Annotated in this window: 17 protein-coding genes; 9 read left to right on the forward strand and 8 right to left on the reverse strand. The window is 58.5% G+C overall.

Features of this window, described 5'->3' with window-relative positions; all coding sequences use genetic code 11:
- The first annotated feature begins 168 nt into the window (after positions 1–168).
- From V6F78_RS11920 to V6F78_RS11955, 8 genes are all read left to right on the forward strand, one after another.
- Positions 169–5,430, forward strand: coding sequence for a dermonecrotic toxin domain-containing protein (locus V6F78_RS11920; RefSeq protein ID WP_332727309.1), 5,262 nt, complete (start codon positions 169–171; stop codon positions 5,428–5,430).
- Positions 5,431–5,550: 120 nt separating this feature from the next.
- On the forward strand, positions 5,551–6,882 hold the full coding sequence (cobG, locus tag V6F78_RS11925; RefSeq protein ID WP_332727311.1) for a precorrin-3B synthase: 1,332 nt from the start codon (positions 5,551–5,553) through the stop codon (positions 6,880–6,882).
- The gene (locus V6F78_RS11930) at positions 6,875–7,501 is read left to right on the forward strand and encodes a precorrin-8X methylmutase (RefSeq protein WP_332727312.1); all 627 of its coding nucleotides are present in this window, start codon (positions 6,875–6,877) and stop codon (positions 7,499–7,501) included. The genes cobG and V6F78_RS11930 overlap by 8 nt, the downstream gene beginning before the upstream one ends.
- A complete protein-coding gene (locus V6F78_RS11935) occupies positions 7,501–8,232 on the forward strand; it encodes a precorrin-2 C(20)-methyltransferase (protein WP_047273199.1) in 732 nt (243 codons plus the stop codon). The genes V6F78_RS11930 and V6F78_RS11935 overlap by 1 nt, the downstream gene beginning before the upstream one ends.
- Positions 8,229–9,905: a precorrin-3B C(17)-methyltransferase gene (cobJ, locus tag V6F78_RS11940; protein ID WP_047291881.1), complete on the forward strand. Its 1,677-nt coding sequence runs from the start codon at positions 8,229–8,231 to the stop codon at positions 9,903–9,905. The genes V6F78_RS11935 and cobJ overlap by 4 nt, the downstream gene beginning before the upstream one ends.
- Positions 9,906–10,175: 270 nt before the next feature.
- Positions 10,176–10,955, forward strand: coding sequence for a hypothetical protein (locus V6F78_RS11945; protein WP_094990114.1), 780 nt, complete (start codon positions 10,176–10,178; stop codon positions 10,953–10,955).
- A gap of 73 nt (positions 10,956–11,028) precedes the next feature.
- Positions 11,029–11,718, forward strand: coding sequence for a hypothetical protein (locus tag V6F78_RS11950; protein WP_094990115.1), 690 nt, complete (start codon positions 11,029–11,031; stop codon positions 11,716–11,718).
- A gap of 154 nt (positions 11,719–11,872) precedes the next feature.
- A complete protein-coding gene (locus tag V6F78_RS11955; RefSeq protein ID WP_139048375.1) occupies positions 11,873–12,523 on the forward strand; it encodes a hypothetical protein in 651 nt (216 codons plus the stop codon).
- A 37-nt stretch (positions 12,524–12,560) separates the two neighbouring features.
- On the opposite strand, the gene V6F78_RS11960 is transcribed toward V6F78_RS11955, so the two are convergent.
- From V6F78_RS11960 to prmA, 8 genes are all read right to left on the reverse strand, one after another.
- Positions 12,561–13,157 carry a MarC family protein gene (locus tag V6F78_RS11960; protein WP_047291888.1) on the reverse strand — a complete coding sequence of 199 codons (597 nt, stop codon included), beginning with the start codon at positions 13,155–13,157 and terminating at the stop codon, positions 12,561–12,563.
- Between the two features lie 72 nt (positions 13,158–13,229).
- A complete protein-coding gene (locus V6F78_RS11965; RefSeq protein WP_047291889.1) occupies positions 13,230–16,019 on the reverse strand; it encodes a hybrid sensor histidine kinase/response regulator in 2,790 nt (929 codons plus the stop codon).
- 100 nt (positions 16,020–16,119) lie between these two features.
- Positions 16,120–17,418, reverse strand: a complete 1,299-nt coding sequence (purD, locus tag V6F78_RS11970; RefSeq protein WP_070414938.1) for a phosphoribosylamine--glycine ligase — start codon at positions 17,416–17,418, stop codon at positions 16,120–16,122.
- Between the two features lie 189 nt (positions 17,419–17,607).
- On the reverse strand, positions 17,608–19,215 hold the full coding sequence (purH, locus tag V6F78_RS11975) for a bifunctional phosphoribosylaminoimidazolecarboxamide formyltransferase/IMP cyclohydrolase (RefSeq protein ID WP_047273207.1): 1,608 nt from the start codon (positions 19,213–19,215) through the stop codon (positions 17,608–17,610).
- Between the two features lie 81 nt (positions 19,216–19,296).
- On the reverse strand, positions 19,297–19,617 hold the full coding sequence (gene fis, locus V6F78_RS11980; protein WP_019408796.1) for a DNA-binding transcriptional regulator Fis: 321 nt from the start codon (positions 19,615–19,617) through the stop codon (positions 19,297–19,299).
- Positions 19,614–20,627 (reverse strand): tRNA dihydrouridine synthase DusB, encoded by a 1,014-nt coding sequence (dusB, locus tag V6F78_RS11985; RefSeq protein WP_047273208.1) that lies wholly within the window; start codon positions 20,625–20,627, stop codon positions 19,614–19,616. Before dusB ends, fis begins: the two co-directional genes overlap by 4 nt.
- A 196-nt stretch (positions 20,628–20,823) precedes the next feature.
- Complete coding sequence (locus tag V6F78_RS11990) at positions 20,824–22,059, reverse strand: DUF3426 domain-containing protein (protein ID WP_169839985.1); 1,236 nt, start codon at positions 22,057–22,059, stop codon at positions 20,824–20,826.
- A 30-nt stretch (positions 22,060–22,089) separates the two neighbouring features.
- The gene (prmA, locus tag V6F78_RS11995) at positions 22,090–22,968 is read right to left on the reverse strand and encodes a 50S ribosomal protein L11 methyltransferase (RefSeq protein ID WP_047273210.1); all 879 of its coding nucleotides are present in this window, start codon (positions 22,966–22,968) and stop codon (positions 22,090–22,092) included.
- Between the two features lie 294 nt (positions 22,969–23,262).
- Between prmA and V6F78_RS12000 the strand changes: the two genes are divergently transcribed.
- On the forward strand, positions 23,263–23,802 hold the full coding sequence (locus tag V6F78_RS12000) for a PAAR domain-containing protein (RefSeq protein WP_094990117.1): 540 nt from the start codon (positions 23,263–23,265) through the stop codon (positions 23,800–23,802).
- Positions 23,803–23,806: the final 4 nt, after the last annotated feature.

Here is a 23,806-nt window from a genome sequence, read left to right on the forward strand (position 1 = left end):
GCCTGAGCAAGGCGGTGCGCATGATAGCGCGCCTTGTGCCTGTCGGTTGCGCACGCGTGTCAGGAGTACGCCTTAACTATGTAGCGCCAGGGGCGGGAAGGGCCACGGTAGCGTTTGGGAACACCTCTGGGGCCCGACAGGCGGTCCCGGCAACCGTCAGGAGTTTCCATGAACCTTATTGCACACGCGGCGTTGACCGAGCAGGCCTTGCATGCCCTTTACCTGCGCGGTCTTGACGCTGCGCAAACTGCCGGGGTTATCGGCACGTTTGAACATGACTGGCTGAGCCAGGCGCTGACTGCCGTGCCCGATGAAACCGGCGATGCGATCTCCGCTCACGTCAGCAGCGTGTTTTTGAGTCGGCATCAGTCCCGTACGGCGCAGTGGGCGGGTGCATTGCTGCTCACGCACACAGCCGCCACGCAGTCCCCGGTATTTCTGCTGACCCCGCTGGGGGCATTGGAGAAATTCAATGACATCGAGGCGCTGAGCGCTGCGTTGGAACGGCTGCTGGATGATCCCTTGCAGCGTGAACCGGTGCTGCGTTTTTGCCCGGTGGACGTGCGACCGTTCCTGAGCCTGACGGGCGAGCTGACCCTGCGAACCCGTGACGTGCCCGCGCCGGTCCTGACGTACCTCAGCCAGACGCTGAATGATTTTCTGACCGCCAGTCAGGCCGATACGCTGGAGCGACTGCTGGCCACACCCACTCTGAGGGCCTTGGTGGATCAACAGTTACAGATCCAGCTGGAGCTGCACTTTGCCGGGCAGCCCGTGACGGCTCAAAACATTCACCGGGCCACTACGCCGCAGGGTCAGACACCTGACGAACCCGGCCCCAGCCTGAGCAGCGTCGCGCTGGAGTTCTTTGTCAACGGCCAGTTACCAACGGACCGCGCTCACTTCTGGATCGGCCCTTTTACCCGAAGTTCGGCAGAAAATGACGCCGACCTGGATCGGCGATTTACCCGCGTGCTCACGGCGGCAACCGAGCAACTCATGACCCGCCTGAGCGAAGCGATGTCTGTTTATTGGGACCTGCCTGCGGGCACCCAACCGAGCCCGCATGCTTACTGCGTCGCTCGGCTGGGTGATGTGTATTTTCAGCACCTGGTGCAGGCGCATCAGGCGGGCGAAATCTCCCCGCAGACGTTTCAGGCCCTGCAACAATTGCTTGCCCCACAGCATGGCCCCGCACGCATCGGCGCGGCCCGCCTGTTGGTGTCGCAGGGCAATGGCGCTGAGGTCGAGCTGGCGGGGTTGTTATGCCTTTATTTTCCGGGGCAAAACAATGGCGTGTACGTGTTCAGTGCCTCGACCGGGCTGGTGAGCATATCGCCCCGTGCACGGCTTTCCAGCTATGTGCTGAGCAAGCTGCGCAGCCCTGCCACGTTCGACACCATTGCTCGCCATGCGCCTCAGGATCAGCATCCCTTGCTGGCTGGCATGGTCTCGCCCACGCTGCGTGTCGAAAACATTGCCGGTGCGGTCTTTGAAGATTGCATTCATGCCGTACGGGCCAGGCAGATCCGCGACTTCGTTTACCTGACGGGCCAGTATCAGGACCGTCGACTGGCGTTGGCGGCGGTGGACCACGCACTTGATGTGCGCGCGCTGATCGATCCCGGTCTGTTGGCGCTCAATAGCCGGGGGCGCTGGGACAGTCGGTTTTTGCCCGACAGCAATGGCTTGCCGCTGGCCGTCAACGAGAACGGTTTGTCCGACGTGCTGAGTCTCAAACTGCCCAAGACCCTGGCCCAGAGGGATGCGTTACTCAGGCAGTGGCCGACACCACGGATGTGCGCCCGCCACTTATGGGTGGCGGTGTTGAATCAAGAGGGGCAACGCTTCATCGATGTCTCTGAGGTGTGGGTGCAGGTGTTTGACGCGGATGAGTCTTCAGTTGGCCGTGTGCCGCTGCGCACGCTGACACTCATTGATGCCTTGCTTGAGCGTGTCACCGGTCGTTACCCCTTGCCGCAGAATCCGGCGTTCATAGAGGGCGGGGTCCGGTCGTCGACCGATGAGCAGATCAAGCCCCTCAAGCACGTGAGCGGCACCAAATTGCTGACACTGCTGGACACGCTGGCAAAAGCGTTCGATCAAGCCTTCAAGCAGCAACTCTCGACCTTCTTCTATACGGCCTCCACCCCACTGGCGCCGGATGCCTTGGTCAGGCATCTGGCCACACTCAGGCACGTGATGTTGCGCGCTGATCTGCGATTGATGGTGAGGGGTAATCACCTTGAAACCCAGGACAAACACATCATTTCGACAGTCTTGACCTACCCGGTGAGTGCTCAGCGTCCGGCGCTCAATCAGTTTGTGCCGGACGTATTCAGCGTGTTTCTGAATCTCGGCGCGCCGTTCAGTGGTGTCGGCCTCACCCACTGCCTGCTGATCACTGAGCGGGGCGGACAGGCGTCTGAAAGTGCAGGTCGGGCGATCCTCTGGACGCCGGTTTCAGGCTTTGAGGGTTTTGCGTCGGTGGATCAGTGCAAAGCGCACCTGGAGGCGCTGTTACTTGACACCCGCCTGCGTAGCGACCTGTTGGACCAGGTTCGCAGGGATGAGCAATCGCTGATTAGCGAACACCTCGACAGTCGCAGCGATTGGGCGGTGGAGGGGGAGAATCAGTGGGTCAACTTCGAGCGCTTCGAAGAAGACTTCGTGTATCAGAGTCAGGAAGCGGCCATTAACAAAGTGTTGCTGGATGCCGATTACGTGTGTCGTCAGGCCCGGGATACTCCCTTGACCGCGCTCAGCTTTGAAAACCTCGCCCGCAGCCTGTTGAACGAGGGCTTTGCCGGGCTCAACCTTGAGCGTCATCGCGAAATGGCCGAGACGCAGCAGTTAGAACATGCACTGCCGCTGTGGTTAAAAAACGCCTCCCGCGCCGAGCAATTGGCGTACGCCAACCTGCTGCAACGCTACCCGTTGGCCGTGCAGGAAAATGGCAATTACTTGCAGGGCATTCCCGACATTGAGGACTACGCCCGCACGGAGCTCAAGGCCCAGCTGGCGCTCGATTTTCCAGATCGTGCCCTGGACCCGGACGCCATTGAAGTTGTGCTCGACACTTACGTGGCCGCGCCGGTTGCGGTGGGCAGCACCCCGTCGTTTCTGGCCGCCGCCACGTCCCGTGATATCCAGCCGTTAACCCGGTTCGCGCTCAACGGCTTCAACCGGCTAGAGGGCGGATCGATGTTTTTGCGGCCCGTGAATGGCAGCGCCTTGCCGCTGGCGCTCGACGCACGCTATGCCACGCGTCTGGCGCGAAAGCTCGATATTGGTCGGCACTATCAAGCCTTGCTCAAAAGTACCCTGGCTCCTGAAAGCGAAGGCGCCGCACAACGGCAACGGCAGTTCGGCGACCAGTTGTTGCTGCAAGTGCTTGAACAGGGGCTGCGAGAAAAACTCAGTGGTTCATTGTCCGCCACGGCGTATGCCTATTTGAAACACGTCATCGAACGCCCTGATGGCATTGCCCGCGACCCGCTGAACGGTGTTTCGCTCATCATCCGCCCGCTGGAACTGATCGCCGACCCGGGCCGCGACCCGGACTTGGTCACAGGCCTCTATATCGTGGGCCCACCGACTGGCGAGGTGGGGCCACAGTTACTGTGGGTGATGTACAGCGAACATTTCTCGCTCCAGGAATACGCCAGCGAAGGGCAGTTGCTGGCGGATTTGTACAGCCGTGAATCTTTGCAGAACGTAGTGTTGCAACGCTTGCCCGCCTTTGAGCGGAAAACATACGCCAATGGCGGATTTGTCGAACCGCACTTGCCGCACTATTCAGATTCGCAATTGCTCAACGGATGGCAGACCCCGGCGCCCGTGGCGTTGGCCAATCGACCCATCCTGGGCAATCTGTTCTGCACCTTGTACCAGGACAACTACCGGCTGTTATTGGAAATGGCGGGCTTGCAGTCAAAGACCACGGCGCAGGCCGATTGGGAGTCCTTCACGTATTTAATGACGTTGGTGGTCAACACGGCCGTTATGTTTGTGCCCGGAAAACTGAGTATTCCGATTGTGGTCTGGCAGGCGCTGGGGTTGTTTCGCGAAGGCCTGAGCGCGGGCAAGCAAGGCAAATGGGCCGAGGCAGTAGTGGACTTCGCCCTTTCACTGGTGGTGCTGGCCAGCACACGGCATGCCTGGCACTCCCTGACTCGCCCGGCAGAAACGGAGTCAGCTGTCCCGCCAATCATGTCTGCTGGCGATGTGCTTTTTCAGGAGCCCGCGCAAGCGCTGATGCCATTTAGGGCCAACGATGTCGCACTGGTCGATTTGACCCGCGATCCCCTGACGCAGATTTACACCGACCCGCGTCAAGGGCTCCACTACGTACCGTTGGGCGGGCAAGTCTTCAGGGTGCAGGCGTGGCGAAATCGCTGGCGCATTTATCTGGATGAAACCCGGGAAGGGCCGCTGATCAAACTCAACGCGCAACAACAGTGGGAAGTGGACCTGGCTGAGCCGTTGCCGGGCGGTGGGCCTGCCGCGTCCCGGATAAGCGCATTCGGAACGTTGGCGACCAATGCCCTGACCTATGAAATTCAGGCCATCGGCATGGACAGTATCGGGCGGCGCTTCCCGGACAAGGCGTTGAACATCCGCCGGGCCCATGAATTGGCCACACTTTATTTGAAACGCGCGACGCAGGTCCTTAAGGCCCTGGATGCGCCGGGCGGTACCAATAGAAAACACCGAGAGTTCCTGAAAACTTTTTTTGATCTCGAATCGCTGGACCCCGTTCATCTTGAGCACGTCACAACACGCATCGACGCGTTGCTCGCTCGGTTCCTGCACCCTGAACTGTCGCCTTTGACTTCGCGTAAATACGTGGTGTGCCGCTCTCGTTTCAACTCGCAGGCCTCAGCGTTTGTCAATCGCGCCGACAGCGCCAGGCGTATCTATTTGACGGAGGTTTTCTTCAATACCTTGTTTGAGCGCTCTTATGCGTTGAACCACCCTTATTTGAAGGCCGCGTCCCCGCCTTTTCAGGCCAGTCATCATTTGCGAGCGTCGTTTCTGCTGCACGAAGTCACCCATGATGTGCTCAATACCGAGGACATTCATTACTTGAACGCGGGCTTTCCCTACCTCGACTTGCTCGACGCGGATTTGCCCTTCGGGCACTACCTGAAAACCTTCACGCAAGAAATTCAGAGAAATCACTCCCCACAAGCGTCCACGGAGCATTTGTTTAAAGTATTCAACGCCCAAACCCTACAGTGGCACGACATCCCTTCAGGCCCGGCCAAAACGCGCATCAAGCAAATTGCGGGCGTGAGCACGTTGGATCAGGCCCGTCTGGTCTTCAGAAACGATGCCATCAAACGTGTCGAGCTGATGCTGGTCAATGCCGATACGCTGGTGCTGTTGATCGTTCATTTGGGGCGCGTGTACCCGGTATTTGCTTAGAGCAGGCCACCAGGCAAAGGAAAGGCGTGGGCATTCCGTCCGGCAGGCTTTTCATGCTGTGCTCCAAAGCAGGCATAATGCGCGACCCGCGATAGCGCATTGCCTGCTCTGGATTGATCCTTGACCTTGCCACCTGATTTACCTGCCACGACGCCCGTGCGCCCTTCGGGCTGCCCCGGCTTACTGCGCATCGTCCAGGCGATGGACGGCGGTATTTGTCGCGTCAAGCTGGCAGGTGGCCTGATCACTGCGCAACAGACTGAGGCGGTGGCGGACGTGGCGCACCGTTATGCCAGCGGCGTGATTGAGGCCACCAACCGCAGCAACCTGCAGATTCGTGGCGTCGGCACGGCGCATCAGGCGTTGATCGAGCCGTTGCTGGCCGTGGGCCTTGGGCCAGCGAATGCCGCCAGTGACGACGTGCGCAACCTGATGCTCAGCCCCACAGCGGGCATCGATCCGCAACAGGTGATCGATACATGGCCGCTGGCACGCCAGATCCTCGGCAGCCTGGAGAGCACGCCGCGTTTTGCCGAGTTGTCGGCCAAATTCGCGGTGCAGCTGGACGGCGGCGAAGCGCTGGCGATGCGGGAACATCATCACGATCTGTGGTTGTGCGCTTTTGAATGCAATGGCCAGCCACTCCTGGCCTTCGGCCTTGCGGGTTGCCCTGCGCAGGATGCGGCACTCGGTAGTGTGCCGGTCGAGCACGGGCATGAACTGGTGATGACCGTACTCACGCTGTTTCTGGAATTGGCGCGCCCCGAGCACACCCGAATGCGCCACCTGTTCAAAGAGCGGGCGATCACCGATTTTGTCGCGCAACTGGCGCAGCGCCTCAGCGTGGCGATCGGCCCTGCGGCCGCGTGGCCGCGTGCGACCCACAGCAGGCAATCGCCCATCGGGACTTATCCACAGCGTGAAACAGGTCAGGTGTACGTAGGCGCGACCCTGGCGTTGGGGCGACTCGATGCCGCCCAGCTCAGCGCACTGGCGAAGATCGCCACACGCTATGGAAATGGCACTTTGCGCTTTACCCCTTGGCAAGGCGTGCTGGTTCCGCATGTGCGCGCCGAACAGGCTGCGTGTGTCACTCAAGCGCTGCACGCCTTGGGCCTGTTGTGTGATGCGCAACACCCGCTGACGCAAATGGTCGCGTGTACCGGTTCCAGCGCCTGCATCAAAGGGCTGGCCGATACCAAGCAGGACGCGCGCCGGCTCACGAGCCTGATCTCGCAGCCGCAGCCCATTCACCTGACGGGTTGCCTGCGTTCATGCGCGGCCGCCTATGTCGCGCCGGTCACGTTGCTGGCTGTAGCGCCCGGTCATTACGACCTCTATTTACGTGACCCGCAGCACACCGGATTCGGTGTGCTGCGCGAACGCAATCTTACTATTGAAGCGGCGGGCGCCTGGCTTGAAGCCCGCCAACGGAGCAACACCCATGATTGATTACATCCGCGACGGTCAAGAGATCTATCGCAACTCGTTCGCCATTATTCGTGCCGAGGCCAACCTCGACAGCATCCCGGCGGATCTTGAAAAACTGGCCGTGCGGGTGATCCATGCGTGCGGCATGGTCGATGCCATCGAAGACCTGCGCTTCTCGCCGGGCGCGGGCAAAGCCGGGCGAGATGCGTTGGCCGCTGGCGCACCGATTTTGTGTGATGCACGCATGGTGCTCGAAGGGGTGACCCGCACGCGCTTGCCTGCCAACAACAAGGTCATTTGCACCCTCAAGGACGACGGCGTTGCCCAGATGGCGCTGGAGAAGGGCAATACCCGTTCGGCTGTTGCCCTTGAGTTGTGGCGTCCGTATCTGGAAGGCAGTGTCGTGGTGATCGGCAACGCGCCGACTGCGCTCTTTTATTTGCTGGAAATGATCGATGCCGGTGCGCCAAAACCGGCACTGATTCTGGGCTTTCCGGTGGGGTTTGTCGGGGCGGCCGAATCCAAGGCCATGCTCGCCGCTGACAGTCGCGGCGTGCCGTTTGTGATCATGCAGGGCCGTCGTGGCGGCAGCGCCATGGCGGCGGCTGCGGTTAACGCCTTGGCCACGGAGATTGAGTGATGGTGCAACCAGGACGTTTGATCGGTTTGGGTGTTGGTCCCGGCGATCCTGAACTGATCACGGTTAAAGCGTTACGCCTGCTGCGCGAGTCGCCCGTGGTGGCGTACTTCGTCGCCAAAGGTAAAAAAGGCAACGCGTTCGGCATCATCGAAGCGCACCTGCAAGGCGCACAAACCCTGATGCCTTTGGTGTACCCGGTGACCACCGAAGCCTTGCCAGCGCCGTTGTCGTACGAACAAATCATCAGCGATTTTTACGATCAAGCCGCAGTCGACGTGGCGCAGCATCTGCAAGCCGGACGCGATGTGGCGGTGATCTGCGAGGGCGACCCGTTCTTTTACGGGTCTTACATGTACCTGCATGATCGCCTCGCGCAGCAATTTGAAGCCCAAGTGGTGCCGGGTGTTTGCTCGATGCTGGGCGGTGCGTCGGTGCTGGGCGTGCCGCTGGTGTATCGCAATCAGAGCTTGTCGGTGTTGTCCGGCGTGTTGCCGCACGAAGAGCTCAAGCGCCGTCTGGCGGACGCCGATGCCGCCGTCATCATGAAACTGGGGCGTAACTTCCATAAAGTGCGCGAAGTCCTGAGCGAGCTGGGCCTGGCCGAGCGGGCGCTGTACGTGGAGCGTGCCACCATGAGCAATCAGAAAATTGTGCCTTTTAATGACGTCGACCCCCTGTCGTCGCCGTATTTTTCGCTGATCATCGTGCCCGGCGAACGGTGGCAAGGATGAGCCGTCCCGCTGCCGCCATTGTCATCCTCGGCACTGGCAGCCTGGCCACCGCCCGGCGTATCCAGCAGATGTACCCCGCCTCACTGATTTATGGCCTGGCTGAACGGGTAGCGGGTGCGGATCGGGTGTACACCGACTTTGGTGACAATCTTCGTCAGTTGTATGCGCAGGACACGCCCATCATTGCGCTCTGCGCGGCTGGCATTGTGATTCGCACCCTCGCGCCGTTATTGCTGGAGAAGGGGGCCGAGCCGCCGGTTCTGGCCGTTGCTGAAGACGCCAGCGCCGTGGTGCCTTTACTGGGTGGTTTAAGTGGGGTCAACGATCTGGCGCGGGAAATCGCTGCGGGCCTGGGGATTGCACCCGCCATCACCACCAGTGGCGAACTGCGTTTTGGCACCTGCCTGCTGAATCCGCCCTGTGGCTATGTGCTGGGTGATGTGGAGCTGGGCAAGCGCTTTGTGTCTGACCTGTTGGCTGGCGAGCCGGTCCGCATTGAAGGCCATGCGCCTTGGCTGGCTTGCGCACAGCTGCCTGAACGTCCTGATGCGCGTCTGGCTATCCGCGTGAGTAGTGACGCACGGGCGCCGACAGCGGACGCGTTGTTGATCTACCCGCGCAATGTACTGGTAAAACTGACCACGGCGGTTACGGCTCAGGTGATCCGTGAGGTGCTACTGGAGGCGAATCTCGCCTGGCAATCGGTGGCCTGCGTGGTGGCGGCCGAGACGATGATGGCCGATGCGCAACTGCGTGACGTGGCGTCAGAACTGGGCGTGCCGCTGCGGTTTATCGGTAGCGACGAAGACCTGGCGCCGCACTCGCTGACGTGGCGCGAGCCAGAGGGCGCCGTCGCCTTGGGCGTCGCACCCGCGCCGGTGGTCATCGAACACCTGGGACGAGCCCGCGGGCGACTGGCTGTCATCGGTTTGGGCCCTGGCGCTGCCGAATTGATGGTACCCGCGGTCAAAGCCGAGCTGGCGCGGGCCAATGATGTATTGGGCTATGAGACCTATGTGCGCATGGCCGGGCCGTTTCGTGACGATCAGGTGATGCACTGCACCGACAATCGCGAAGAAATGCAGCGCGCCCGGCATGCCTTCGAACTCGCAGCCCAAGGCCGCTCGGTGGTCGTGGTGTCATCTGGCGATCCCGGTGTGTTTGCCATGGCGGCAGCGGTCCTAGAGGCGCTGCACGCGTCCAGCGATCCGCGATGGCACAGCGTTGATCTGGAAATCCTGCCGGGCGTGTCGGCCTCACTGGCGACGGCGGCACAGGCCGGTGCACCGTTGGGGCATGATTTCTGCGTGATGTCGCTGTCTGACAACCTGAAGCCCTGGAACATCATCGAAAAACGCCTCGATCTGGCAGCCGAAGCGGATCTGGCCTTGGCGTTCTATAACCCTATTTCCCGTTCACGCCCTTGGCAGTTGGGGGTTGCACTGGAAATTGTCGCCCGCCACCGCACGGCGCAAACGCCAGTGGTACTGGGGCGCGATATTGGCCGGCCGGGCCAGACGCTGCGCGTCACCACGCTGGGAGCATTAACGCCGGATCAGGTCGATATGCGCACTATGGTGATTATTGGCTCCTCGACCACCTGCACGTTCCCGCGGGCGGATGGACGGGAGTGGGTCTATACGCCGCGTTGGTACGGGCAAAAGCCTGAATAAAAGCAGCGACGTTTAAGTTGTACGCACAATGGCCCGCAAGGGCCATTTTCATTAAAGCACGCTAAAAATATCTGCAGGTTATTGATCAGGAGTGATGCAGGCACTTCTTGTTCTAACACGGACTGTATTTTTAAGCGCTAATGAGTTGGGGTAAATGTTTCCGTAATATTAAGTATGGAAGTGCTTTTTGCGTGGCGAGAAGAAGAAGGCTAGGTTTTATTTAACGGGTCTGGAAGACTCGTAAAATAAAACTTATGGAGTGGTTCTAAGATGATTGGTGAAAATAGGGCATGTACCGACCAAGAGGCCGATGCGTTTTTTAACACGTTGCCGGTTAAACAGCGTATGCAGTTTTTAACGGTGTCGGAACCTGTAGATCCACTGGGCGATACTACTGAAGAAACAGCGGTTATTGGTAAGGAAAAGCCGGTTGTTATTGCTTTTGCTGATGGCGTGTCCTCTGAGAAAAGAACGGCAGTGATGAACAGTGCTCAGTTCGCGGAAACTTATGCAGATAGCAAAGCAAATCGCAAGAACGAGCCGTTAGCCTGGTATGAGGCGTACCACTACGCGATGAAGATTTGCGGTTGGCAGTTTACCAACTTTATTTATGCTGATCATGATACAAAAAATACCAACGTCACCATGGACAGTCTGGTGCTGGAAATAATTGCTTCGGTCGCATCACATAACGCAGCGGCTATTGTTCCTTTGTTGGGCAAGGTCTTTGAAGCCATCAAAAAAGATAACGCGATCATTACGCTGTTCGATAACAACAGTAAGGGCAGTAAAGTTGGAAGCTGTCAAATCATGCCGTGCATGGACTCTGAAGGCGGAATTGCAGTGACGGTCCTGGCCGGCCTCGAGTGTACCTTCAACTCCATGGAGGGGGGCGCCTGGTTTTGGAAGTGGAAGGCTTCCAGCTTGAGCATCAAAAAAGCGGCGACTCAGATGAATCTTAACTATGAAATCTATAAGCGCCGTGAAGAACAAGTACTCAGCTATATTGACAAGTCGGCGGATGATTTTTTCGCGAAAATAAAAATGTAATGATTCGTCAGGGGTGGCGCTTAAAACTGCCATCCCTTTCTTGTTGGCCAATGCCTGATAAAGGAGATGAGGTGTGGAATACAAGCTCAAAGTTGTAGCGGGTCATTTAATATTTTTGCCAGATGATTTGTCAGTGCCGTTTGAAAGTGATATTGCATGCTCGCAATTATTTATGCAGCTTTACGCAGATGCACAGGTCGACAGATTTTCTGATGTTGATAAGTGGGATCAATGTTTTAGTCGGGCGCGGTCTAATATGAAATGGATAACAACGCTCTCGCACGCGGTTAATGTAAATTCGGATGAATATTCATCCTTTAGTGTTATTTCAGAGGTCTCAGGATCGCTTATGCATGCACAGCCAAATAAACCTGGGATTACAGTGGGTATCTTGAGCGCGGGACTAAAAAATTTTGCGGACGATGAGCGTGCACAGAGAGTTTTTTTTGAGTCCGCATTGAAGCGTCCTGCAGCAGAATTGAAGCCAGATGAAAATAATGTCTCAAATTTTTGTTTTCTATTTAGTGTGTTGAATCCGTTGAATCAGTTGTTAAGTGTCCAGCTCTATTTGACGCTTCGCGGGGATCCGGGCATACAAATATTTGAGCGTGCATTAGAGGGGGTGGAGATAGTAGGTACCCCCGCGTTAACCGTGTTATGCAGTGAACTCAACACGCTGGGATACGAGAACGTCAGAGAGAAGGTTAACAGGTACGTAAAGTCTGTTGCTGTTGATAAAATTATAGACTTGGCAATTAATTAAAGTGGTTAACTGCTCAAAGGGTAGACTCAGGATCTATCTGCCCTTCATGCATTTGTGGGGTATGAATAGCAATTGCTGAGGTTGAAGATTTTGATCTGCACTTTTATTAAGCGGGGTTTAATGAAGTCGGCGCATAACATAGGGAGTGCATGTAATGAGGGGCAATATAGTGATGGTCGGCGGTAGTCTTTTGTCATTTGTTGATGGTTTTTCGCTTCAGGAGCGACAGGACATCATGAACAGTCTCGCGCTTGCTCAATACAGCGCTGACAAGTCTTTGAAGAGCGACAAGCTGCTTGTGGACTGGTTCGATTTGTTCACTGAAAGCCTGATGGCGGTGGGGTGGGAGGTCGATGAAGATATGCGTTCCGGCTGGGCAGAAACAGGTATTTTCTATAGCCTGGAAGAGGCCGTTTTAGACGGTCTTAAGCACGTAAATCAAGCGTCGCTTCGTGCTTCGCTCCAGCATTCGATTGAAATGTTGAAGTTGGACAAGGTGTCACAAGACATATTTGAGAGCCGTAATCGCAACGGCTCAATGGCCCATTATCAGTTTGTCCCCTGTGAGCATCGCAAGGCCTTGGGGAGCTATATGTTCGTAAGCGGGATGAAAGTTAAATCGCGCGTCAATCTCGATAATATTTTTTTCGATGGTAAAAAAATCAAGACGGACGATGCTTTGGATGTGCAAACAGCCTGTTCCGGGTTTTATTTGAAGACCGAAAACTACAACCCTCATCGAGATATTGTTCTGCATAAAATGAGTGAAATTGGTGACGATTTTTTCAAAAACCTGAAGCAATAGGCCTCCCGAGCGCTTATGCAGAGCTTTAGCTATGAGCTCAAGGCCCCAGATACCCCTTTACCCCGGTAAAGATGATCTGTGCGGCGAGCGCGCATACGAATAACCCCATCAAGCGGCTGACGATTTGTAAGCCTTGTTCACCGAGAATGCGTTCAATTCGGTTGGACAGGTACAACACGATGCCGACCGTCAGGCTGGCGAGCGCGATGCTGGTGATCGCCATCAGTTTGTCGTCCCAGTGCGGTTGGGTAATCCCCATCACCAATAAAGCACCGATGGTCCCAGGGCCCACTGTCAACGGGATGGTGAGGGGAACGATGGTCACATCCTGCTGCACGCTGTCTGTCTGCACCGCCGACTTGCCTTGAGCCATGCCCAACGCCGAGATGAACAACACACTGCCCGCGCCGATACGGAACGCATCCACCGTGATGCCGAAGACATTGAATATCGTGCGCCCGAACAGGTACAGCAACACGCTCGAAATCAGGGTGGCCAGGGCGACTTTCCAGGCCAGACGGCGACGTTCCTTGTTCGAGTAACCCCGCGTCAGGCTGATAAAGCACGACAGCACGAAGAACGGGCTGTAGAGCACCAGCATCTTCAAATACACACTGAACAGCACATGGAGCATGGTATGAGCTCACGTCGAAGGAAGGCGCCGAAAGTCTATCAGGCGGTTGGAGGTCTGTCGGCAAACTCGCCATTAATGTAACGAGGGCGATTGTTCCTGAGATTGACGCAGCTCACGTTGGGCAACCCAATATTCGACCAGTTCGCGCAGTTGCGAGAGTTCGACTGGTTTGGCCATGTGGCCGTCCATGCCCGCCTGACGGGCGCGATCTTTATGTTCGGTCAAAATGTGAGCCGTCAATGCCACCACGGGTGTGCGTACCCGTTGGTTGCTGACTTCCCACGCCCGCAATTGCTCAGTGGCCGAGAAACCATCGAGCACCGGCATTTCGCAATCCATCAGCACCAGGTCATAGCGTTCGGCCTTCATGGCTTTCAGGGCTTCGGCGCCATTGCAGGCAGTGTCGGGTTGCAGATTGAGTTTGCCGAGCATGCCGCGAATCACTTTGGTGGAGATGTTGTTGTCTTCCGCCACCAGAATCCGGAAGTCCCCTGGCACAGTGGTGGGCAACGTCGGGGTGCCGGCTGTGGCTTTGCTGCTGATGACCTGACCTTTATTGCGCTGGCTGAGTTCATCGGCCAGTGTGGTTTTCAAGGTGTAACCGGCCACTGGTTTGGCCAAGATGCGTTTGATCCCGCAGTTTCGCGCAATGATTTTGCTCGGCGCATTGCTGATGCCCGTCAGCATGACCAGCAGAATGTCGTGATTGAGGCTCGGGTCTTCCTTGATCTTGGCCGCCAGTTGCATGCCCGTCATGCCGGGCATGTTCTGGTCGAGCAGGACAATATCGAAATAGTCACGCAAGTGGGCCTTGGTCCGCAGCAGTGCCAAGGCTTCTTTGCCGGAGGCAGCCGCATTGACGTTCAAGCCCCAGGCGGTGCATTGCTGCACCAATACTTTGCGGCAGGTGTCGTTGTCGTCAACCACCAGCACGCGGGCGCCCTTGAGCGGGCTGTCGAAGTCGGAGGTCTGGTGCTCCAGATGCTGAGGGTCCAGCGGCAAGGTCATCCACAGGCTGCTGCCTTTGTTCTGGCCGGGTTTGATGCCGAACTCACCACCCATCAGCATGATCAATTGGCGAGCAATCACCAGCCCCAGGTGCCCGCCCAACCGCGTGGCGGCCAGGAAGTTCTTGCTGTGCAGTTCCGCGTGCAGCAGGGCATCGCGCTCCTGCTCATCCATGGGCTGGCCAGAATCCTGAACCGTGATGCGCAGGCGTGGCGGGTCGCTGCGCTCTTCAAGTGCCACGACAATCAGGATTTCGCCCTCATCGGTCTTCTTCAGCGCGCTTTCGAGCAGGCTCAGCAGCGTCTGGCGCAAGCGGGTCGGGTCACCGCTGATTACCCGCGGTACTTGCGGTTGAATGAAGCTGATGAGTTCGACGTTCTGTTGCTCTGCCTTGGTGCGGAAAATACTCAGGCAGTCATCGATCAGGGCGTTGAGGTCAAACTGCACGTCATCCAGCTCGATTTGCCCGGACTCCAGCTTGGAGATGTCGAGAATTTCGTTAATCAGCGTCAGCAACTCGTTGCCGGCGCTGTGAATGGTTTGCACGTAGTCCCGTTGTTTGACGGACAGCGGCGTGCCGAGCAGCAGCTCCGTCATGCCCAGCACGCCGTTCATCGGGGTGCGGATCTCATGGCTGATCTTGGCCAGAAATTCGGCCTTGGCATTGACCTCGGCGTTGCTGGCCGCCAATTCGCGGCTGATGCTGAATTCGTCTTCTGTGATGCTTCGATTGCGCTCACTCAACGCCAGGCTCATCAGGAAACCGCTGATGCAGACGATCAGCATCAGGGCCAGTACCAACTCTTGGGGGGCAATCAGGGTCAGGCCCAACAGGGCGGGCAGAATCACCAGCGTGCCGAGATTGAAAATAACGATGGCCACAACGAACAGCCGGGCCGGGCGATAGCCTTTTTGCAGGTGATAGACCGAGACCAGCAAGATGCTCAGGCTCGCCAGGGCGACCAGGGCGTAGGTCATCAGGTTGAGCGGCAGGTTGTCGATGAACAGCAACAGCAGGCCGCCGAGGGCAATGATGAGGATGTCAGCCAGCAGCAGCCTGTTGATCGGGTGCGGGCCGCGCGATGAGAAAAAGCTGTAGGCGAACATCAGCCCGCAGGGGGCTGTCAGCAGCAGCGCCAGATAAGCGCCGGGTGTTTGCGCGCCATGCCATTCGGGCAACCACGGGCCCAGCAGGTTCAGGAACAGCGCAGAGCTGGTGAGCAGCAGGGCTTCACAAATCGCCAGCCACAAGCTGCTGATCGAACGGGTGAATCCGAAACGGGTGAGGTTGTGCAGAACCAGCATCAGCAGGCAACCCAACAGCAAGCCGTAGAGCAAGGGTTTGCCCTGATTGGCCGCCAGCATGACAGCGGTGTCGAGGGTGATGTAGGGCCGTAACTGATGGTCGGAGACCAGCCGCAGATAGACGTCCAGCGTGCGACTGCTTTGGGGCAGCGGCAGCATGTAGTCACTGCTTGGCAGGGGTTTGTCGGCCTGTGTCAGGGTATTGCCAGCGGTGACTTCTTCGATCAGTTTTTGATCGTCGAGCACGTACAGGTCCAGCCGGGACACATCGGGCGCAAACACCCGCAGGATTTGTTCGTGTTTGTCCGGCACCAGCCGGAAACGCAGCCACAGCGCTTCTCCCGGCTCAGCGGCTTTGAGCTGGTCGAGTTCAATGGGGCTGAATTGAGTTGCGAATCGAGATGAATGCACATCGCTGATTTGCAACGTGCCTTGAGGGTCTGACAGCACAGACCAACTGCTGCCCTGAGCAGCATGTGCCGGCAGTAAAACAAGCAGAGCGGTCAATAAACTGACAAAAAAACCAATGGCGATCCTGAGCCAGCGCACGGCGAAATCCCTTCGTAGAGTAAAGCCTGATGAATAACTATGCGCGGCGCTGGAACAGTTAGGCAAGGGTGGGGTGCCCTTGCCTATCCATCTGGATTGCTTATTCCTGACGGTCGCCACGTTCGCGTGCAATTGCGCGATAGCCAATGTCGTTACGGTAGAAGCAGCCATCCCACTCGATGGCTTTGGCCAGCGCGTAAGCGTGCTGCTGAGCGGCTTCGACCGTGTCGCCCATGGCCGTTGCACACAATACACGACCACCGGCCGTGACCACTTCCTGCGCGGCATTCAACGCCGTACCGGCGTGGAACACTTTGCCCTCGAGCTGCGCCGCAGCGTCCAGACCGTGAATCACCGCGCCTTTAGCGTAGTCGCCCGGGTAGCCGCCGGCTGCCAGGACAATCCCCAGGCTTGGACGCGGGTCCCATTGTGCTTCAACCTTGTCCAGTGCCTGAGCCAGTGCCGCTTCGATCAGCAACACCAGGCTTGACTGCAAACGCAGCATCACCGGTTGGGTTTCAGGGTCGCCAAAACGGCAGTTGAACTCGATGACCTTAGGGTTGCCGGCTGTGTCGATCATCAGGCCTGCATACAGGAAACCGGTGTAGACATTGCCTTCTTCGGCCATGCCACGAACGGTCGGCCAGATCACCTGATCCATCACGCGCTGGTGAACCTCGGCCGTCACGACCGGAGCAGGGGAGTACGCGCCCATGCCGCCGGTGTTCGGGCCAGTGTCCGCATCGCCGACGCGCTTGTGGTCCTGGCTGGTGGCCATTGGCAATACGTTCTTGCCGTCGACCATCACGATGAAGCTGGCTTCCTCGCCGTCGAGGAACTCTTCGATCACAACGCGCGAACCCGCTTCGCCAAAGGCATTGCCGGCCAGCATGTCGCGCACGGCGTCTTCGGCTTCAGCCAGGGTCATTGCGACGATCACGCCTTTACCCGCAGCCAGGCCGTCAGCCTTGATCACGATCGGCGCGCCGACTGCTTGCAGATAGGCCAACGCCGGTTCGATTTCGGTGAAGTTCTGGTAATCGGCGGTCGGGATCTTGTGACGCGCCAGGAAATCCTTGGTGAACGCCTTCGAACCTTCCAGCTGAGCAGCGCCTGCGGTTGGGCCGAAGCAGTCCAGGCCACGGGCGCGGAACAGATCGACCACGCCGGCCACCAGCGGCACTTCCGGGCCCACGATGGTCAGGGAAACGTTCTTCTCGGCAAAGTCGGCCAGTTGCTCAAGGGCCAGTACGTCGATATCGACGTTTTCGCACTTGGCTTCAATGGCTGTACCGGCGTTGCCCGGCGCCACGAACACTTTCGCAATGCGTGGGTCCTGAGCGACTTTCCAGGCCAGTGCGTGTTCGCGGCCACCGCTGCCAATGATCAAAACATTCATTTCAAAAACCTCGGATGACGCTGAATTCTATTGAGAGCCCAAAACGTTTCACGCTTCAGGAGACCGAACTGAAGCCGGTTGATGCCAGGCGTGGGTCTTGCTCGATGAGCGCCATTGCCGGTTGGCAATACGCATCATCGAGGTCGGGCCCACGCCGCAGAAACTGGCTTCAGCGTGGCCGTCGCCTAATTAATGGCGGAAGTGGCGCATGCCGGTGAACACCATGGCAATGCCGGCTTCGTCAGCCGCGGCAATCACTTCGTTGTCGCGCATCGAGCCGCCTGGCTGGATCACCGCAGTAATGCCTGCCTTGGCTGCATTGTCGATACCGTCACGGAACGGGAAGAATGCATCAGAGGCCATGACCGCGCCCTGAACCTGCAAACCGGCGTGCTCGGCCTTGATGGCGGCAATGCGGGCCGAGTTGACGCGGCTCATCTGGCCTGCGCCCACGCCGATGGTCTGGCGGCCCTTGGCGTAGACGATGGCATTGGACTTCACATACTTGGCCACTTTCCAGGCAAAGATCAGGTCGTGGATCTCTTGTTCGGTCGGTGCGCGTTGGGTCACGACTTTCAGGTCTTCGCTGCCGATCATCTCGATGTCGCGGCTTTGAACCAGCAGACCGCCATTTACACGCTTGAAGTCCCACGCCGGGGCGCGGTTCTCGCTCCACTGGCCGCAGGCCAGCAGGCGTACGTTGGCCTTGGCAGCCACGATGGCGCGGGCTTCTTCGCTCACGGACGGGGCGATGATGACCTCGACGAACTGGCGCTCAACGATGGCTTTGGCCGTTTCGGCGTCCAGCTCGCGGTTGAAGGCGATGATGCCGCCGAACGCAGACTCGGTGTCCGTGGCGTAGGCCAGTTCGTAAGCCTGGCGGATACCGCCTTCGGCATCCGGGCTGACCGCAACGCCGCACGGGTTGGCGTGCTTGACGATCACGCAAGCCGGTTTGACGAAGCTCTTCACGCACTCCAGCGCAGCGTCGGTATCGGCCACGTTGTTGAACGACAGCTCCTTGCCCTGCAGTTGGGTGGCGGTGGCGATGCTGACTTCGGCCGGTTTGGCTTCCACGTAGAACGCCGCTTTCTGGTGCGGGTTCTCGCCGTAGCGCATTTCTTGTGCCTTGATGAACTGGCTGTTGAAGGTGCGCGGGAACTGACCGCGATCTTCGGTGCTCAGGGTCTCGGCGGCCTGGTTCACGGTGCCCAGGTAGTTGGCGATCATGCCGTCGTAGGCGGCAGTGTGTTCAAACGCCTTGAGCATCAGGTCGAAACGCTGGGCGTAGGTCAGGCCACCGGCCTTGAGGTTTTCCAGCACATTGGCGTAATCGCTGGCATTGACCACAATGGCGACGTCTTTGTGGTTTTTGGCCGCAGAACGCACCATGGTCGGGCCGCCAATGTCGATGTTCTCGATGGCGGTCGGCAGGTCGCAACCCGGCTTGTTGATGGTGGCTTCGAATGGGTAGAGGTTCACCGCGACCAAGTCGATCGGCTTGATGCCGTGCTCGTTCATGATGTCGTCGTCAATGCCGCGACGGCCCAGGATGCCGCCGTGGATTTTCGGGTGCAGGGTTTTTACCCGGCCGTCCATCATTTCCGCGAAGCCGGTGTAATCGGCGACTTCAACCGCGGCCACGCCGTTGTCTTGCAGCAGCTTGAACGTACCGCCAGTGGACAGGATCTCGACGCCGAGGGCTTCCAGTTCACGGGCGAAATCAAGGATTCCGGTTTTGTCGGAAACGCTGATTAGAGCGCGGCGGATCGGCAGGCGGGTAGTCTGATCGGTCATCTCGATTTCCATCAAAAGCAAAGGAGTCAGCAAAAAAGGCGGCCCGTTTTACGAGGACGCCTTTCAGGTTTGATTGAATGCTTACAGCAGATCGTACTGTTTGAGTTTCTTGCGCAGGGTGCCGCGGTTGAGCCCCAGCATCTCGGAAGCCTTGGTCTGGTTGCCCTTGACGTAGTTCATGACGCATTCGAGCAAGGGGGCCTCGACTTCGGAAAGAACCAGGTTGTACACGTCCGTGACTTCTGCGCCCTCCAGGTGGGCGAAATAGTTGTGCAGCGCCTTTTCGACACTCCCGCGAAGGGTCTGGCCTTCTTCGCTCGGCGTATTGAGGTGCTGTTTCAAATTGACGTTGTCGCTCACGGGCGTTGTTCCACTCACTAATGTCTCGGTCATCATCGTCATGCGGCCACCCATCCTTCGTCCCCTGTCCCCAGGCTCTTGTGTCGTTCGGCGAAAAACGCCTGAACGTTGGCGCATTGTGCTTCCGTATCTTCTAAACGATTGAAGTGGGCGCGAAACTCCTTGGCGCCCGGCAAGGTTGCGAGATACCAGCCGACATGCTTGCGGGCAATGCGAACGCCCAACACCTCCCCATAGAAGGCATGCAATGCGGCCAGATGCTCTAGCAGAATACGTTCCACTTCGCTCATCTCCGGTGCCGGCAATAGCTGCCCGGTACGCAGAAAATGATCCACTTCGCGGAAAATCCAGGGCCGCCCTTGAGCCGCCCTGCCTATCAACAGTCCATCTGCGCCGGTCGCGTCGAGGACGTGACGGGCCTTGTGGGGTGAATCGATGTCGCCGTTGGCAAAGACCGGAATCGACACCGCCTGCTTGATCGCGGCGATGGTGTCGTACTCGGCTTCACCGGTGTAGAGGTCGGCACGGGTTCTGCCATGAACCGCCAGTGCTGTGATGCCGGCCTGTTCGGCGATTTTTGCCACGGTCAGGCCGTTTTTGTTGTCCCGGTCCCAGCCGGTACGGATTTTCAAGGTGACCGGCACATCAACCGCAGCCACGACGGCCTGCAGGATCTCGTTCACCAATGCTTCGTCTTTCAGTAGTGCGGAGCCGGCGGCCTTGTTGCAGACCTTTTTTGCCGGGCACCCCATGTTGATATCAATGATCTGTGCGCCCAGCTCCACGTTGGCCCTGGCGGCGTCTGCCAGCATCTGCGCATCCCCGCCGGCGATCTGTACCGAGCGAGGCTCGGGATCACCGTCGTGAATCATGCGCAAGCGCGATTTACGGCTGTTCCAGAGACTCATGTCGCTGGTGACCATTTCCGAAACAACCAGGCCTGCACCCATGCGCCGGCAAAGCTGACGAAAGGGCTGGTCGGTGACACCCGCCATCGGGGCGAGGATCAAACCGTTGTGCAATGTATATGGGCCGATGCGTACCGCCGACATAGGACTTCCCTGTTGTGGGGCCGGATCTTGGGAGTTCGAAAAAGGGTTGGCATGATACCCGCTCTCGATGACCGGATAAAGACGCAATTGGATAAAAATTGAACAGCGCGCCAATGCCTGAGCCGCCTGTCAAGGCGCCAAAAGCAGGTCGCTGTTCAGTGGCCGCTTACGCGTTCGGGCAAAAAAGCCGGGATTTTCATTCCGGAGAATGGAAACTCAAGCTGTAATTCACCGCTTTTGGGCCCGGATCCAGAATATCCAGTGCAACGTGGATCGGGGTTTGAGGCGGCATTTCAGCCTTGCCGGCCATCTCCCCGCTCAGGTACTCGCCGGGTTTGAAGCGACGACTGGCAATCATTTTTCCGTTGAGGTCTGCAAAGCGCAGTTCCAGCAAAGGGAACGGTTGCGAAAACGGTGCGCGGTTGTAGAGGATCGCATCGACCACCAGGGCTCCGGCAAACTCGGGGTGACTGCGCACCACCAGATTGCTGCTTTTGATCCGATCAATGTCGACCTTGGAGGGCACCGTGCAGCCGAGGGTCGGGCACAGTTGCTGGAAAATCGGCCGGTACTGGTCCTGGCGAGCCAGTTCTTCAAAGTGGTAGGCAATGTATTGGGCGCCCAGCGCGACAGCGGCCGCTAACACCAGCACGAACCACAGCAGGCGCTTGCCCCAGGGGGTACGGCGCTTTTGCCAGTCGAGGTGCAGCGGGTCGTCGACCAGATTTTGCAGCACTTCTTCGCGCACACCCGGTTCGTGGCGTTTGCGTTTGTCCTTGGTGACGAGGGGCGGCGCCAATGGCTCGTCGTCATCGCCATCATCCACGGCGGACAGATGCATCAGTGGCGGTTCCGGCTCTTTATCCAGCGACAGCTGAAGCGGGGGCGTGTCATCCGGATCGTCGAGGTCCAGGGACAGCGACGGCTCGGTGCGGCCCGAGTCAGCAGGTTCAAGGCGCTCAGGCTCGGCCTCGATAGCCTCGGCACGCTCGGCGGCCGAATCGCTGAACAGGCTGTCTGACCACTGACGTTCTTCGCCGTCATCGCTGTCGCGGCGTGCGCTCAGTGTGTCTTGCCGGGTGGCGGAAGGCTGGCCGAAGCTTTTGCTGGGCTGGATCTCCAGCTCCTCGAGTCGGGCCAGCTCCTTGTCCAGATCCAGATGGTCGAGGTCCAGCTCGGCAGCCTGCCATTGCTTCTGGCTGATGGGCTCAGGCGCGGCAGGTGGCTCGGTCGGTTGGGGCTCGGCTGCCGGTGCAGCAACGACGGGTTGCTGTTCCTTTTCAGCGCTCTTGTTAAGCAGTTGCTGCGCAGCATTGAACACTTGCAGGCAAGCGCCACAGCGCACCACGCCGCGGGCCATGCTCAATTGAGAATGGTTGACGCGGAAGCTGGTTTGGCAATGTGGGCACTGTGTTACGAAGCTATCGCTCATGCGGCCACCCGGATTAGACAGGCGTGCATTCTAGCGCCGACGACCACTGATGCGCACCCAGCCATCGCGGTTAGCGATCGGGTCCAGATCAAAGTCGTGCGCATAGGCGGCTGCCACGTCCTCGCCTTGTTCGGCCAGGATGCCGGAGAGCGCCAGACGGCCGCCCGGTTTGACCAGGCTCGACAGTTGCGGCGCCAGTGCGACCAGCGGGCCAGCCAGAATGTTGGCCACCAGTACGTCTGCCTGAACCTGCGGCAGGTCTTCTGGCAAGTAGAGCGGGAACAGTTCTTCAGCGATGTTGTTACGGCCAGCGTTATCGCGGGACGCTTCCAGCGCTTGCACGTCGATGTCCGTGCCGACGGCCTGTTTGGCGCCAAGGAGCAGCGCGGCGATGGCCAAAATGCCCGAGCCGCAGCCGAAGTCCAGTACGTCGCAGTTTTTCAGGTCCTGACCGTCGAGCCATTCAAGGCACAGCGCGGTGGTCGGGTGAGTACCGGTGCCGAATGCCAGGCCCGGATCGAGCAGCAGGTTCACGGCTTCGGGTTGCGGCGCGGCGTGCCAGCTTGGAACAATCCACAGGCGCTGACCAAAACGCATCGGCTCGAAGTTGTCCATCCAGCTGCGTTCCCAGTCCTGGTCTTCGATCACTTCTGCGTGATGTTCAGGCAGTGGTGCGCCGGTCAGCAGCTCCAGATGGGACAGGACGAGTTCGGCTTCAGTGCCGCCTTCGAACAGTGCCAGCAAATGGGTGTGCGACCACAGCGGGGTGGTGTTGAGCTCGGGTTCGAAGATCGGCTGGTCTTCGGCATCCATGAATGTGACCGAAACAGCACCGACTTCGAGGAACGCGTCTTCGTAGGTTTCGGCTTGTTCCGGGCTGATGGCGAGGCGTACTTGCAGCCAAGGCATGGCGGGCACCTTTGAAAAATAGGAATGTGCAGCCAGCGGGCTGCGAGAAGCGCGCCAGTTTACGCGAGCGCAGGCCTCCCTGCTATGGCAGGCCATCTGTAGGCGGGTGGGCAAGGCCATTCGCGCAGGAATTCGATATTGGGCTGATGGCGTTTATGGACACGTCCTACATACCGTGATCGCCAATCTGAGCACTCTCTTCCTGATTACTGTGTATGAGGTTCTTTCATTCAATGACTGGGCTTCATGGTTCTCAGCCGTGCTCCCTTAGGGGCTATGCAATAGGAGAGGCTTATGGCCTTGGGCTATTTTATTGGTCTGGACGACAAAACGACCTGCGGTGGAAAGGTGCTCGAGTCAGACCCTGGCATTACGTGGAGTGGCATGCAGCACGCCCTCGAAGGCCACTTGGTCAGTTGCGGGCAGGACGGCAAGGCCTACCCGATTTGCGGCGGTGTTGAGGGGTTTATCAGCCATGGCCGGCGGGTGGCTGGCACGCTGGACAGCCGCAGCGGTTGCCCTTGCCAGGCCGAGCTGATTGCCTCTGTGACTGTGCATTCTTATGTCACCGATTCAGCCCCGGCATTTAATAGCGGCTTGACCGCCGGGCCACAACCCATGCCCGCCACCTTCAGCACAACGTGCGACGAGCGTTTCCAATGGCTCAATCAACATGGCCTGCCCCTGAGGCAACTGGGATATGCCGTGCTGCAAAACGACCACTGTATGGGCTACGGCACACTCGATGCACAAGGCCACACCTGCTCTTGCGCCAGCGTCAGCCCTGAACCATTGGGCATCGCCATCAACGCCCCGTCACCGGTTATGGAGTAAGCAG

The sequence above is a fragment of the Pseudomonas sp. ESBL9 genome (genome assembly GCF_036668715.1).
GTDB lineage: Bacteria > Pseudomonadota > Gammaproteobacteria > Pseudomonadales > Pseudomonadaceae > Aquipseudomonas > Aquipseudomonas lundensis.